The organism is Clostridium sp. (assembly GCF_016650095.1).
In the GTDB taxonomy this organism is placed as follows: domain Bacteria; phylum Bacillota; class Clostridia; order Clostridiales; family Clostridiaceae; genus Clostridium_AD.
Genome location: NZ_JAENWL010000067.1, coordinates 1 through 12,883, shown reverse-complemented (window position 1 = coordinate 12,883; position 12,883 = coordinate 1). Strand labels below are relative to the sequence as shown.

Here is a 12,883-nt window from a genome sequence, read left to right as displayed (position 1 = left end):
TATACACCATGCTTGAGTTTATTAGTACCTCTTATACGTTAATTTTATTATAACTTTATCTTATATTTCATAGCAATCTAATTTATTTCACAGAATAAAATCATATGTTTATAGCAATAATAAATCATTAATTGACTTGCCCATAATTTTTTGTTAAATATTTCTAAAATATTTAATATACTTTAAGAATATAATAATATAAAACAATATTAAAGGAGTGAATTTTTTGATTGAAAAGAAAGATACTATAAATACTAATAGTAAAAGTAAAATATTAAAAATTATACTTTATCTATCTATTTTTATGACCCCAATAGTTATTTTCTTTATTACCTACTACTCATCCATAAATAAGGTATATGGTTCATATGAAACTACCTTAGTAAATCATATTAACGGCATTAACTTAGTCAATAAAAATATAGATCAATTTAATAGTAATCAAACGATAGACGTTGATTATGCAAAAAAACAGCTACCTAATATTATTAAAAATTTATCTGATTTCAGAGATAATTTAGCAAATTTAACGCCTACTTCGAAATATAAAAAAGACTATGAGAATTTAAAGTTCGGACTAGATAAAAACCTATTAATATATAGACAAACATTAGCCATTTTAAATAATCCTTCTGGTGGAGATGTAGAAATATCTATGGATAATCTCAGAACTTATAGAAATGATTGTATGAATTTTTACTCCCTAGTAAATATTCATAATATTAAAATAGAACTACCGAAAATATCCTTATCCTTCATTGATAACGTGCTTAATGACAGTTACACGGCTGTAATGATGAAAAAAGAAGAAGATATTACATCCGAGCAAAATCAAGAATTCATAAATAAAATAGATGCCTTGTCCCTTGATTTTTTAGATGCTAAAACTAATTTTTATGTATATGTAATAAAAGCAAGAAAAAAAGAAATGTCATATGATGATCTTTTGTCACTAGTAGATGCTAACTTTATAAAATTAAATAACATTCAAACTAACTTTAAAAGTTTATCTGTACCTGCATCAGCTATACCTACTTATGAAACCTTAAAAACTTTATTATTCCTCTATGAGAGCTATTTAAGGGATTTTAAGCTTGCATTGACAAGTGAAAAAATCCAAGTCACAAGCGCAGTAGTAGATCAATCATTACTCGACACTCTACATACTTCTTCTAATAAACTATTTGACGAAGTAGAGGACTGCTACAATGATTTTATTAAAGTCTATATTGAGCTAAAGGATAAAAAATAAATTAGTGTATTATTTTTACACTCTTGGTAACACTATTATTAGCCTAAGTAAAATAACGCGGAGGAACCAAGCATTTGGGGTGAATCACTAATTGTGTAGGTTAGGCCTTTTCCGAACCCGTCAGCTAACTCCGTAGGCAAAGGGAGAAGATAATATGAAAAAATTTGCTTTTTTAGCTTGTATGCTAACATTTTTATTAGCATTACCTAGTTTAAGAGTAAATGGAGAATGCTTATATTCACAGGATTCAGAAGTTAAAGATTTATATAATGAGCAAATAGAAGCAGTAGCGGTGTTTAATCAGTCAAATACATCAATTAATATTACTGATAAGGATATTTATTTAATGTCCCAAGTTGTATATGCTGAGAGCTGTGGTGAACCTGATAGTGGTAAGCTTGCAGTTGCATCAGTTATATTAAATCGTGCTAGCGATGGTCGTTTCCCGAAATCTATTTCTGGTGTTATTAATCAAAAGAATGCCTTTTCTTGTGTTGTGAACGGAAAGGTATTTCATAATGGTAAACCAGATATCATCCCCGATTCCGCTAGTTACACCGCTGTATTAAAGGCATTGAAAGGTAACGACCCTACATCTAAGGCTGTTTTCTTTTATAATCCTGAAATAGCTACTTGTCAATGGATGAAGAATATTAAGAAAACCAATATAAAAACTATAGGCAACCATGTTTTCTTTGTAGCTAATTAAAAAAAACTGTAGTTACGAGCTACAGCCCAGGCAGATAACTTCAGTTAATTCTAACTAAAGTTATCTGCCTAATTCTATTTGTTAAAGAAATCAAAATAAATAACATAACAAGTAATGCATCATCTTATTTATTTTGATGTGATGCGTCCAAATAAGAAACTGCACTTAATGCAGCTACCAATCCTTCACCTGCAGCCTTCATATATTGATATGGCTTTCCGGTACAGTCTCCTGCTGCATAACATCCATCTATATTTGTTTTCATATTCCTATCTACCTTTATATGTCCATCTAATATCTCGAGACCTGGCACTAATTGGCCTGGAGATATGCTATCTCTTAGCATGAAAACTCCATCTGTAGCTATTTCGCCTTGTTCTAAAATAATCTTAGTCACCCTATCTTCACCAACTATTTCTAGTGGCCTGTGCCTTATTATCTCTACACTAGGATTTAAATTATATTCCCCTTTATACATAGGAATAAAATATGTTTTGGCAGCAAGTTCGCTTACATAATTAGTATCCTCGATGCTTTCTTTGTTATACCCAACTATAACAACTTTTTTTCCTTTATATAATGGAGCATCGCATGTAGCACAGTACCCTACTCCTTTTCCTAAAAATTCTTCTTCTCCTTTTAATGGTTTCGTGTATTCTATCCCAGTAGCTAAGATTATCGATTTAGCTTCATATGTCTTATCATTTATCATTAAAGCAAAATAATCCCCCATAGCATAAACATTATTTATTCTTTCAGTTACAATACTTATACCCATGTATGAAATATGTGTTGCAAAATTATTTTTAAGCTCATTTCCTGTAATGTCATAAAACCCTAGAAAATTATTTACCTTTGGAGCTTTTACTAATTTTGCACTTAGATCCTTACTTCCAAAAAGTATTATATTTTTGTTTCTAATTTTAGCATTAATAGCCGCTTCAAGCCCCGCTGGCCCTGTACCAATTATAGCTATATCATATCTTTCGCCCATAATTCTTCCTCCTTATTTGCTCATGCTTTATGAATAAATTTTCTTTACTTAGAAAATGGAGATATTTATTTAAATTATAAAAATTTAAATAAATATCTCCTCAAAATTTCTATTTATTACTTACTTAATTTTATTTCGAGCTAAGATAATTATAATATTAATTATCACTTTCGATGCTGTGTAAATTTATAAATGTTTTTCAACCATTTTCTTTATGTCTGCTTTGGGTCTGAATCCTACCATAGTTTCTTTTACTGTCTCTTTATTAAATACCATAACTGTTGGAATACTTGCGATCCTGTATTTTGATGATATTAATGGACTTTCATCTACATTAATTTTTGCAAATTTAACATTTTTGCCCATTTCCTTTGCTAATTCTTCAATTACTGGGCTTAACATTTTACAAGGTCCACACCATGGTGCCCAAAAATCAACCACAACTATAGTATCTGAATCTCCAATTTCCTTTTTAAAGTTTTTATCATTAACTTCCTTAATCATATTATTACCTCCTGTTATTATACCTATTATACCCCATCTAGGTATACTATATACTATTATTGTATACCTTATTATGTGACTAGTCAATAATATTAATTTTAATATTTATTGACTTTATGCTATTTATTAAGCTGTGAAAGCTGTAAATTATTACATTATAATCTGCTATGTAATAATATTAATAACTTAAAATTAGTATACCCAAACCAAAACTTAAAAATGTCTGTCTTACTTTTGCTTTATTATTTATTTTTTTGATGCTACTATCTCTTTCACTATAGAGTTATAATATTGAGAATGTGGAAATTGTCTCACCAATTTATCTGCATAACTCTTTGCTTTGTCTATATCTATATCTTTATTTATAAGAATTAAATTATATATAACTTCCTGAGTATAACTTCCACTCGGAAATTGTTTTAAAGTAAGTTCGTAGTATTTAACAGCATTTTCAAAGTCAGAAATGGATTTATAACTTAATGCTAACATATAAATGATATGTTCGTGTAAATAATTGTCTTTAGAATATGGTAATGCATATAAAAGATATTTCTGAGCTTCATTGAACTTTTTATCATTTATATAATATATTCCTTTCTCATAAAAATATACAACTCCAGTATTCTTAATAATTTCTTCGCCTTTTGCCAAAAGTAGCTTATCATTAATCTCCAAGTCAGCATTTTTCCACTTATTCACATATCCAATTATTTGCTCCATATTATTACTTTTTATGCTTTCCTTAAATTGTTCTTGTGGAAATTTGGGTATCTCTTTTGGTTTATTTTCTATTGCTTTCTCTTCATTCACATTTGTGGTTTTCTTTTCTACTTGAGTATTTTCTTTGTTTTCTTCAGCTTTAGTCGTTTGTACTTTTATACCCCTTATTGAAAGATTGCTCGATTTATACATAAATTCTTTTACTAAAATAAGAATAGTTATAGTTAAAAATATACTAGCAGACGCTATGAATATTTTTTTATAGTTTATTTCTCGCTTTAAATTGCCATATTCTATTAATGTTTTTTTATTAATAATAGCTTGAGTGTTTTTTTTATCTACTTTTAAAACCTCGTTTACATAATGTAATGCTTTATCATATTCTCCTTGTTTTATATAACAACTGCTAATATGATTATTTACATTTATAAAATTAAAATGGCTATTTTCACACTGCTTTAGGATTTCTAAAGCACCAGATATATTAAGTTTCCTTATTAGTTCCAATGCATTAACATACAACTGTAATTTTTCCTTATCGGTTATACTATCCTTTATGTATTTTTTTGATACTTTATCATTATTTCTTTTATAATTTATACTCCACATTCTTTTGGCACTTTCTAAATCACCTTTTAGGTAGTATAAAATGCCCTTCAAATTTAAAGCTGCAGCATTTGTAATATTTATAGAAATACTTTTTTCACAAAGGGCTAATGCCTTGTCTATATAGCCATCATTATATTTATTCATTGCTTTCACATATATTTTTCCGGATTTATCCATAATTTCACCTTTTATTTCCCATATTTATAAGTACTCTAATTATATCATAGTAAAAATAGAAAAGTATATATTCCTAAAGCTTCTTCAAATGCTATTTACGTAATATATACTTTTCTCACATTTAGCTGTTGTAGGATATCGTATAAATCAAGAAATTCTTTTGTGTCAAAACTTTAAGTCTTTCATATTATGATGTTGATAGCAATAAATATAAGGAAGTTCTATGCTTAAAAAAAATGTATTTAATCTTGTAATAGCTTTTATACTTATAGCTTGTTCCTGGTTATATAATGATTATTTATCAAATTCAATTGACTCATCCCACAACATAGAGATTTCAAAAATAGATTTCATAGCTTTTCCTAATAAAGAAAATAAATATAAAATTTCTCCACTAATAAAAGAATTTACTAGTAATATTGCTAAAAATACAACTGATAGTACTAAACAATTAAATACAAAGCAAGAAATACTAGAAACACCAATGTTTAGAGCGGGTTCAAACACTATTTGCAATTATTATACACGTTTTTATGGTAATTATTTGTTTCATACAGTACTACTTGATAACAACGAAAATATACAAGATGGAAGACTTGGAACGCCTCTATCCCATGGATGTATAAGACTCGCAATTGATGATGCTAAATATATATATACTACTGTTCCCTACGGTACATTTGTCTCCATCCAATAGAATGTGAATGGAGTATATTGTTATAACAATATACTCCATTCCATTTTAAATATTTATTTACCACTTAATTTTTTCATGTATTCTTCAAATCTGCTTTTGATAAATCCTTCAACTTCTTCTTTACTGTGTTTTTTACTTCTCACACAATTATGAGCTATGTCGCTACAAATATAGCATTTTCTCATATCTAAGCCGAAATCCTCCCGACTTATACTTTTGCCTTTCTCATCATATACATCTAAGTCTACACATCTTCCTAAAATGTGATTATGTTCTATATTCAGTGTCATTGATTTAATATCTCTTGCGTCTTTATTTATGGACATAATTACAGTGGGTCCTTCTGCCGTTGTTTTCATTATTTTATAATGAATAGAAGAAGAAAGCATTTCACAAATTGCTTGCTCCATAATCGCAGTTATTCCTTGCGAAATATAATTATCTTTGTTTGCACCTGGATAGTTAACCCTAATTACCAGTATTGGCATTTTATATTGTTCCAATAGTTTTTCTTGATGTTCAATCCTTCTTTCTCTTTCTCTCAATATATCTTTTAATGTATACATATCATATTAATGTGGAGAATCACTAAGCTTGATTTTCCCCATTATCTCCTTTCCTACCACAGTATTTAAAAATTCCCAGGTCGAGCTAGGAACTATATGCTCAATATCTGCTATTCGCCCCTCTACGACTAATTTTCTAACCTTTGAAGCGCTGATAATATCCCCCATTAATGCCTTTCTTTTTACCTCTACAACTTCTACTCCATAGGTAGGCAGAATTTCCTTTAATGCATCATTATAAGCGTTTGTAACATCGCAATATGGCTCTTCTCCTATAAATCTTTTAGTTATATTTAGAGTTTCACAAAAATATCTTCCGAAAATAGACGCATCGAGTGTTGTATATGCTTTTAGTATTACATCTTTTTTTCTTAAGAAATATGTTGGGAACGTAGCCTCTGAAATGATGTATTCTCCACCTTTAATCACCCGTACATTATGCAAATGAGAAACACCCTCTTTAACCATAGCATATCTATACATAAACGGGAATGAAGATTTATCTTCTTCAACTATGAATACCAGCACCTCTTTATTTTGCCCTGCTGCCTCTTCTATCAAATACTTATGTCCTAAAGTGAAGGGATTACAATTCATAACTATTGCTACCTTCTCAGTAACTGCATCTAAATCGTATTCCTTTTGCATAGCCTTTAAATATTTTTTTATGTTATATATTCCGCCCTCAAGCAGAGCAACATTCTCTATTTTGTGTATAAGTTCGTAACCAAGAGACGTGAATATGCTTATGTTTTCTATCTTAGTAAATATAAAACTATGATAAACACCTTCCTCAAAAAGCCTATCTGATACTGCTCCCATAAGTGTTGAGGATACCCCCTCGCCTCTTAAATCATCCGAAACAGCAAAACATTTAAACACGTTTTTCGACTTAGAACAAGTGGCTTTAATCTCCTCATTTTGCCTGATAACTATAGTATAATCCACGTTATCATCAAGTTGTAGCGCAAAGGTTTGTAAAAAATCTCTTACTTCTTTTACTTCTTCCTTATCCTTTAGATTAATCCTCTCCACATTGAATCCATACATACGAACCCTCCTTATTACATAATTTCCTCTACAATCACATCATATTCCTTATTATTTATTTTTATTTTATAATTTTTAGCACCGATTGTGATTAGTTTTAACTTTTCCACATATTCTCTTATCGTATCGAAGCTTTTCACATATTTCCTGTATATTTTATGAGCTTCCGCAATGTCTATTGATTTAAACCTGATACTGTCACCAGGCTTTAACTGTCCAACTATGTCTATATCTGGAGTTATTACTGTTGCAATTTTTGTGTATCCTCCAGTAGTTTGCCTATCCGCCATCATAATTATGGGAGCCCCATGTCCTGGAACCTGCACCGACCCCATGGTTATTCCATCAGATATGATGTCTGCTCCAGTTACATGGGAAATTTTAGAGCCTGATAAACGATATCCCATTCTATCAAATTCATTTGTCACTTCATAGGGGGTATTGAAAAATGTATTTATACCGTCCTCTGTAAAATAATCATCCTGAGGACCCATTACCACTCTTAAAGTATTATCCTTATTATACGATGGTATAAATTCAGTTGGAAGCTTTACGATGCTATTAAAATTATTCTCTCCTAAACTTCCAATCTTTATCTCATCGCCAGCCTTCAGCATCCTACCCTTGAAACCTCCGACTTTACCCTTCACATAGGTAGACTTGCTACCCATAACTAATGGCACGTCTATGCCATTCGCTATTGCTATATAACCCCTGCACCCTGTTTTTGCAGCTCCAAAGGAAAGTACATCTCCGCCAGACACCTTAACCCCAGACCACATATCTACAGCCTTATTATTTATCATGGGTCCAAGATTGGCCCCTGTAACTGCAATCAGTGCATCACCGTCAAATTTTATTTCTAGTCCGAAAAGCGTAGCTTCTAAACATGCCTCACTATCCTTGTTGCCTACAAGAATATTTGCCACTTTTAGAGAGAATTGATCCATTGCACCAGAAACAGACATGCCCGATTTTTGATAATTATACCTACCGACATCTTGAATGGTGGTATACATACCGGGCTTTAATATTTTCATTATTGTCATATACTCACCTTCCCTGTTGTAGTTACTTTGTATTTTCCTTCCCTCTCCAAAGCCTCAATATTTTCGTATTCCTCTTCATCTATTTGTACAAATTTTATATAATCACCAGCATTTAATAGTACCGGATCTTTCCTGTATGGATCATACAACTTAACAGGAGTTCTGCCAATTAATTGCCAACCTCCAGGGCTTTCTATAGGATATATGCCTGTCTGATTACCTGCGATCCCTACGCTTCCAACTGGTATTTTAGTTCTTGGAGTTTGAAGCCTTGGCGTAGCTATTTTATCATTCATACCTCCAAGGTAAGGAAACCCAGGTGTGAATCCGATCATATAAATCAAATACTCCATCGACGTATGAATTTTTATCACTTCGCCCTGTGATATTTTATTGTGATCTGCCACAAACTCAATATCAGGACCATACTCCCCGCCATAAAGTGTTGGTATTTCTATAACTTTAGCTTTAGGCAGTTTCATTTCATCCATTTTTAATTGGATAGATTTAATTTTAACTATAAGCTCATCTAACTCTATTACCATAGGCTCATAAATTACCATCAGCGACCTATATGTTGGAATAGTCTCGATTATTCCTATAATACCCTCACTCTCCATTGCAATTGTAAGACTTCTAATTTTTGAGTTTACCTGCTCTTCAATCACATCTCCAAATTCAATAACTAATGCTCTATCTCCAGCTGTTAAATACTTAATTTTTTCATACATATTGTATATCCACTCCCTAACTCCATAATGCAACTATTCCTGTCAATGACTGATACCCTGCAATAACTGCTAATATTACAATAATATAACCAAAATACATGAGCCACTTTGAATGCTTATAGTCCCCTATAATTTTCTCCTTAGTAGATGCAATAAGTATTATTCCAAGTGCAACTGGAAGAATCAAACCATTCAATGAACCCGCTAGCACAAGTAATTTTACAGGCTTACCTACTGTAAGAAATATAAGTGTTGATAAAGCAATAAACCCTATTATGAATTTTGACGTGTGTTTGTCAAAAATTGGTGCAAGTGTTTTTAAGAACGATACGGATGTATAAGCCGCTCCAACCACTGATGATATAGCCGCTGCCCACAGTACAATTCCAAAGAACTTATACCCTAGGTTACCCGCTCCAAGTCTGAATGCCTCAGCTGGAGGGTTTATTGTGCCAAGTGGTTTACCTATATTCACAACAACACCAAGAATTGCTGCGAAAAGAAGTATTCTCATCAATGATGCTATCATAATCGCGGTTACGGAACTTTTGGTTATTGAGCCCAAATTTTCCTTCCCGGTAATACCAGCATCTATTAGTCTGTGTCCTCCTGCAAATGTTATATATCCACCTACTGTTCCACCGACAAGCGTAAGCAAAGGAAGGAAGTCAAACTTAGTTGGCACAATTGACCTTGCAATCATTTCTCCAACTGGCGGATGAGTTTTAAATGCAACAAATGCCACAAGAATAATCATCAGAACACCCAGCACTTTTGTAAAAATATCCATTGCTTTTCCAAATTCTTTAGAAGTAAATAATATTACAGCTATAACGGCGCTAATGACAGCACCTATCTTAGTATTTAAACCGAATAATACATTAAGCCCAAGTCCAGCGCCTGCAATATTTCCTATATTAAATGCAAGCCCCCCAAGACATATTAGCGCTGCTATAAAAATACCAAGACCTGGTAGCATCTTGTTTGCAATATCCTGCCCTCTAAGTCCTGATACGCCAATAACTCTCCATATATTTAGCTGAGCTATAATGTCTATAATAATAGTAACAAGTATAATAAATCCCAGGTTAGCTCCATACTTTTCTGTAAATACCGCAGTTTGAGTCAAAAATCCTGGTCCTATGGCAGATGTAGCCATAATGAATGCTGCTCCAAGCAGTACCCCCCAATTGCTTTTCTTTTTTATGCCTTGTTTGTTGGAATTTAAATTAGTATTCATATAATTACCCCCTCGTATAATAATAAAACTAATAAATTAATTCTTCATTTCATTGCTTCTAATATAATTAGAACTTGATTTTTCTTTATTTACTCCCACTTTTACAGAAATATCTAAAATATTTCCTTAAAGTATAATCATTTTTTCATTATAATTATTCTTATATAGCTATTTATTATTAGTATGTCGCTAAATCATCATCTTTTATATCGGAAATAAACATACATCCTGGAGCATGAGTTATTACAAGCTCTGGTTTAACATGCATTATTACTGCTTGAGGTGTAACACCACACGCCCAGAATACAGGTACTTCACCCTCTTTAATGGTTACAGAATCTCCAAAATCTGGTCTTGATATGTCTTTTATTCCTATTTTTTCAGGATCCCCTATATGAATGGGTGCTCCATGAACCCTAGGAAACCTTGCGGTAATGGCTACCGCTTTTTCAACCAGATCTTTTGGTATTGGTCTCATACTGACAACGGTAGGTCCATTAAAAATTCCTGCTGGATTACATTCTATATTTGTTATATACATAGGAACATTACGGTTCTCTTCAATATGGCGTATACCAATTCCTCCATCTGACAGAGCCTTTTCGAACGTAAAACTACAACCAAGAAGAAAAGAAACTAAATCCTCAGACCACAAATTTAAGATATTATTCACTTCTTCCACCAATATACCATCTCTATAAACACGATATTTGGGTATATCTGTGCGAATATCTGCCGAAGGTGCAATTAGACTAGGTATGAATTTCCCGGGTTCACAGATATCTAAAATAGGACAAGGTTTAGGATTCCGTTGGCAGAATATAAGAAAATCCATAGCATATTTAGCTGGAAGTATTACCAGATTAGCCTGAGTATACCCATAGGCCATCCCTGGTGTAGGACTTGTCCATTTTTCGAGTCTTATTTCATTCCTTGCTTGTTCTCCATTTTTAATAACCAACATTAACATCTCCTTAAATTATTTTTTTCTACTAAGACCTTGTATTTTTTATACTCCTGGATGCTTTTTACACCACCATAATGTACCCTCACACTTTTAATTTTTGAACCTTTAAACAGGATATAGTTTGCCTATCCGCCATCATAATTATTGAAGCTCCATTTCCTGGAACCTGCACCAAAACCATGATTGTTCCATTAGATATAATGTCTGCACTAGTTTTATGGAAAATTTTAAAATCATTAGATTTACTACCCATAACATCTGGTACGTATATGACACTCGCTATTGCTATATAATCCCTGAAGCCACTTTAAATGCTTATAGTCTCCTATAATATTTTTCTTAGTACACGAAATAAGTATTATTCCAAGTTCAATTGGAATAATCAAATTTATTAATTTATTAATTTATTAATTTGCTAAGTGGTTTTATTCCAACTCCAGCTCTCAATAGCTCTTCTTTTATAAGTCTTACAAATTCAACTGCTTCTGGGTTATCACCATGAACACATATAGAATCCACCTTTATGTCCATATCTTCACCGCTTATTGCTATTACTTTTCCCTCTGTTACCATTCTTACTACCCTTGAAATAGCTATATTCTTATCGTGTATCATTGAACCAGGTAAACTTCTTGAAACAAGGGTTCCATCAGAATTATATGCCCTGTCAGCAAAAACTTCATTTGCAGCTTTTAATCCTTTATCTTTTGCTGCATTAACCATTTCACTCCCCGCAAGTCCTAGTACTATCAAATCCCTGTCCACTTCCCATATACCTTCTATTATTGCCCTTGCTATTTTACCGTCTTTAGCTGCCATATTATACATTGCTCCATGAGGTTTTACATGCTGCATTTTTCCTCCTACGGCTTTTACAAAACCACATAGTGCTCCCAGCTGGTATATCGTGTATTGCTTCGCCTCGTCCGGAGATACTATCATATTTCTTCTTCCAAACCCCATAATGTCAAGAAATCCAGGGTGTGCGCCAATACCTACATTATTTTTATAGGCCGCTTCTACAGTCTTCCTCATAACAATAGGGTCACCTGCATGCCATCCACATGCAACATTAGCTGATGATACATATTTCAGGACATCTTCATCAAGTCCGATTTTGTATACACCAAAACTTTCACCTACATCACTGTTTAAATCAACAAATTTTTTCATATTATTTCCCCTTTTTATTTTATTACTTATTGATGTCAAAATTTCGAATAATATTTTCTTAATTATAGTCTTATTATAGTTCATTAACAAACAATTAGTAAGTTACTTTTATTATTAATATTGTAAACCATTACATAATTCCCAAAATCACTATTATTTTTAACATTATTAATCACACATTTCATTAATCATTTCCTGTTGTAAAAAAAGCCCTAGAAGTTTTACTCCCAGGGTTTTATGGTACATTTATTTACTATTTAACTTTTCTTACTACATCAATAATACTTCCATCCCTATACTCAACTATTGCAATTACTTTTTCATCGTATTCAATCTTATCAGGAACTCCTACAACACTTTCGATTTTTTCCTTTAACTCTTGAATAGTGAATATTGGAATATTTATATGCTTAAATTTTTCAATTAAATCCGTTCTTTTAGGATT

General features: G+C 31.9%; 15 protein-coding genes and 1 riboswitch. Of the genes, 3 read left to right on the top strand and 12 right to left on the bottom strand.

The window, feature by feature from the left end:
- Positions 1 to 226 precede the first annotated feature (226 nt).
- Together JJE11_RS06175 and JJE11_RS06170 are read left to right on the top strand one after the other, a co-directional pair.
- Positions 227 to 1,252 carry a hypothetical protein gene (locus tag JJE11_RS06175; protein ID WP_291633668.1) on the top strand — a complete coding sequence of 342 codons (1,026 nt, stop codon included), beginning with the start codon at positions 227 to 229 and terminating at the stop codon, positions 1,250 to 1,252.
- Between the two features lie 30 nt (positions 1,253 to 1,282).
- A riboswitch (cyclic di-AMP (ydaO/yuaA leader) is annotated at positions 1,283 to 1,405 on the top strand.
- A 1-nt stretch (position 1,406) separates the two neighbouring features.
- Complete coding sequence (locus JJE11_RS06170) at positions 1,407 to 1,961, top strand: cell wall hydrolase (protein ID WP_291633667.1); 555 nt, start codon at positions 1,407 to 1,409, stop codon at positions 1,959 to 1,961.
- Between the two features lie 124 nt (positions 1,962 to 2,085).
- Here JJE11_RS06170 and JJE11_RS06165 read toward each other — a convergent pair whose 3' ends face one another.
- The 3 genes from JJE11_RS06165 to JJE11_RS06155 form a co-directional block, all read right to left on the bottom strand.
- Positions 2,086 to 2,955, bottom strand: a complete 870-nt coding sequence (locus JJE11_RS06165) for an NAD(P)/FAD-dependent oxidoreductase (RefSeq protein ID WP_291633665.1) — start codon at positions 2,953 to 2,955, stop codon at positions 2,086 to 2,088.
- 186 nt (positions 2,956 to 3,141) lie between these two features.
- Positions 3,142 to 3,459 (bottom strand): thioredoxin, encoded by a 318-nt coding sequence (trxA, locus tag JJE11_RS06160; protein ID WP_291633663.1) that lies wholly within the window; start codon positions 3,457 to 3,459, stop codon positions 3,142 to 3,144.
- Between the two features lie 246 nt (positions 3,460 to 3,705).
- The gene (locus JJE11_RS06155; protein WP_291633661.1) at positions 3,706 to 4,965 is read right to left on the bottom strand and encodes a tetratricopeptide repeat protein; all 1,260 of its coding nucleotides are present in this window, start codon (positions 4,963 to 4,965) and stop codon (positions 3,706 to 3,708) included.
- A 223-nt stretch (positions 4,966 to 5,188) separates the two neighbouring features.
- On the opposite strand from JJE11_RS06155, the gene JJE11_RS06150 reads away from it, so the two are divergent.
- Positions 5,189 to 5,662: a L,D-transpeptidase family protein gene (locus tag JJE11_RS06150; RefSeq protein WP_291633659.1), complete on the top strand. Its 474-nt coding sequence runs from the start codon at positions 5,189 to 5,191 to the stop codon at positions 5,660 to 5,662.
- Positions 5,663 to 5,715: 53 nt separating this feature from the next.
- Here the strand turns inward: JJE11_RS06150 and citX are convergent, their stop codons facing one another.
- From citX to JJE11_RS06105, 9 genes are all read right to left on the bottom strand, one after another.
- Positions 5,716 to 6,228, bottom strand: coding sequence for a citrate lyase holo-[acyl-carrier protein] synthase (citX, locus tag JJE11_RS06145; RefSeq protein WP_291633656.1), 513 nt, complete (start codon positions 6,226 to 6,228; stop codon positions 5,716 to 5,718).
- Positions 6,229 to 6,234: 6 nt separating this feature from the next.
- A complete protein-coding gene (gene citC / locus JJE11_RS06140) occupies positions 6,235 to 7,278 on the bottom strand; it encodes a [citrate (pro-3S)-lyase] ligase (protein WP_291633654.1) in 1,044 nt (347 codons plus the stop codon).
- Between the two features lie 14 nt (positions 7,279 to 7,292).
- On the bottom strand, positions 7,293 to 8,327 hold the full coding sequence (locus JJE11_RS06135) for a biotin-dependent carboxyltransferase family protein (RefSeq protein WP_291633652.1): 1,035 nt from the start codon (positions 8,325 to 8,327) through the stop codon (positions 7,293 to 7,295).
- Entirely contained in the window at positions 8,324 to 9,058 is a 735-nt protein-coding gene (pxpB, locus tag JJE11_RS06130; protein ID WP_291633651.1) for a 5-oxoprolinase subunit PxpB, read from the bottom strand. The genes JJE11_RS06135 and pxpB overlap by 4 nt, the downstream gene beginning before the upstream one ends.
- A 16-nt stretch (positions 9,059 to 9,074) precedes the next feature.
- Entirely contained in the window at positions 9,075 to 10,298 is a 1,224-nt protein-coding gene (locus tag JJE11_RS06125) for an NRAMP family divalent metal transporter (RefSeq protein WP_291633649.1), read from the bottom strand.
- A gap of 178 nt (positions 10,299 to 10,476) precedes the next feature.
- Entirely contained in the window at positions 10,477 to 11,262 is a 786-nt protein-coding gene (locus tag JJE11_RS06120; protein WP_291633647.1) for a putative hydro-lyase, read from the bottom strand.
- Between the two features lie 85 nt (positions 11,263 to 11,347).
- Positions 11,348 to 11,518: a hypothetical protein gene (locus tag JJE11_RS06115; RefSeq protein ID WP_291633645.1), complete on the bottom strand. Its 171-nt coding sequence runs from the start codon at positions 11,516 to 11,518 to the stop codon at positions 11,348 to 11,350.
- A 146-nt stretch (positions 11,519 to 11,664) separates the two neighbouring features.
- Positions 11,665 to 12,438 (bottom strand): 5-oxoprolinase subunit PxpA, encoded by a 774-nt coding sequence (locus JJE11_RS06110; protein ID WP_291633643.1) that lies wholly within the window; start codon positions 12,436 to 12,438, stop codon positions 11,665 to 11,667.
- A gap of 253 nt (positions 12,439 to 12,691) precedes the next feature.
- Positions 12,692 to 12,883 (bottom strand): citrate lyase subunit alpha (locus JJE11_RS06105; RefSeq protein WP_291633641.1); only part of this gene is annotated, 192 nt, incomplete at its 5' end.

Excerpts from the sequence above, each read along its gene's own strand:
- JJE11_RS06170 (WP_291633667.1), top strand. The coding sequence starts at position 1,407 with ATGAAAAAATTTGCTTTTTTAGCTTGTATGCTAACATTTTTATTAGCA.
- JJE11_RS06165 (WP_291633665.1), bottom strand. The coding sequence starts at position 2,955 with ATGGGCGAAAGATATGATATAGCTATAATTGGTACAGGGCCAGCGGGG.
- trxA (WP_291633663.1), bottom strand. The coding sequence starts at position 3,459 with ATGATTAAGGAAGTTAATGATAAAAACTTTAAAAAGGAAATTGGAGAT.
- JJE11_RS06155 (WP_291633661.1), bottom strand. The coding sequence starts at position 4,965 with ATGGATAAATCCGGAAAAATATATGTGAAAGCAATGAATAAATATAAT.
- JJE11_RS06150 (WP_291633659.1), top strand. The coding sequence starts at position 5,189 with ATGCTTAAAAAAAATGTATTTAATCTTGTAATAGCTTTTATACTTATA.
- citX (WP_291633656.1), bottom strand. The coding sequence starts at position 6,228 with ATGTATACATTAAAAGATATATTGAGAGAAAGAGAAAGAAGGATTGAA.
- citC (WP_291633654.1), bottom strand. The coding sequence starts at position 7,278 with ATGTATGGATTCAATGTGGAGAGGATTAATCTAAAGGATAAGGAAGAA.
- JJE11_RS06135 (WP_291633652.1), bottom strand. The coding sequence starts at position 8,327 with ATGACAATAATGAAAATATTAAAGCCCGGTATGTATACCACCATTCAA.
- pxpB (WP_291633651.1), bottom strand. The coding sequence starts at position 9,058 with ATGTATGAAAAAATTAAGTATTTAACAGCTGGAGATAGAGCATTAGTT.
- JJE11_RS06125 (WP_291633649.1), bottom strand. The coding sequence starts at position 10,298 with ATGAATACTAATTTAAATTCCAACAAACAAGGCATAAAAAAGAAAAGC.
- JJE11_RS06120 (WP_291633647.1), bottom strand. The coding sequence starts at position 11,262 with ATGTTGGTTATTAAAAATGGAGAACAAGCAAGGAATGAAATAAGACTC.
- JJE11_RS06115 (WP_291633645.1), bottom strand. The coding sequence starts at position 11,518 with ATGGGTAGTAAATCTAATGATTTTAAAATTTTCCATAAAACTAGTGCA.
- JJE11_RS06110 (WP_291633643.1), bottom strand. The coding sequence starts at position 12,438 with ATGAAAAAATTTGTTGATTTAAACAGTGATGTAGGTGAAAGTTTTGGT.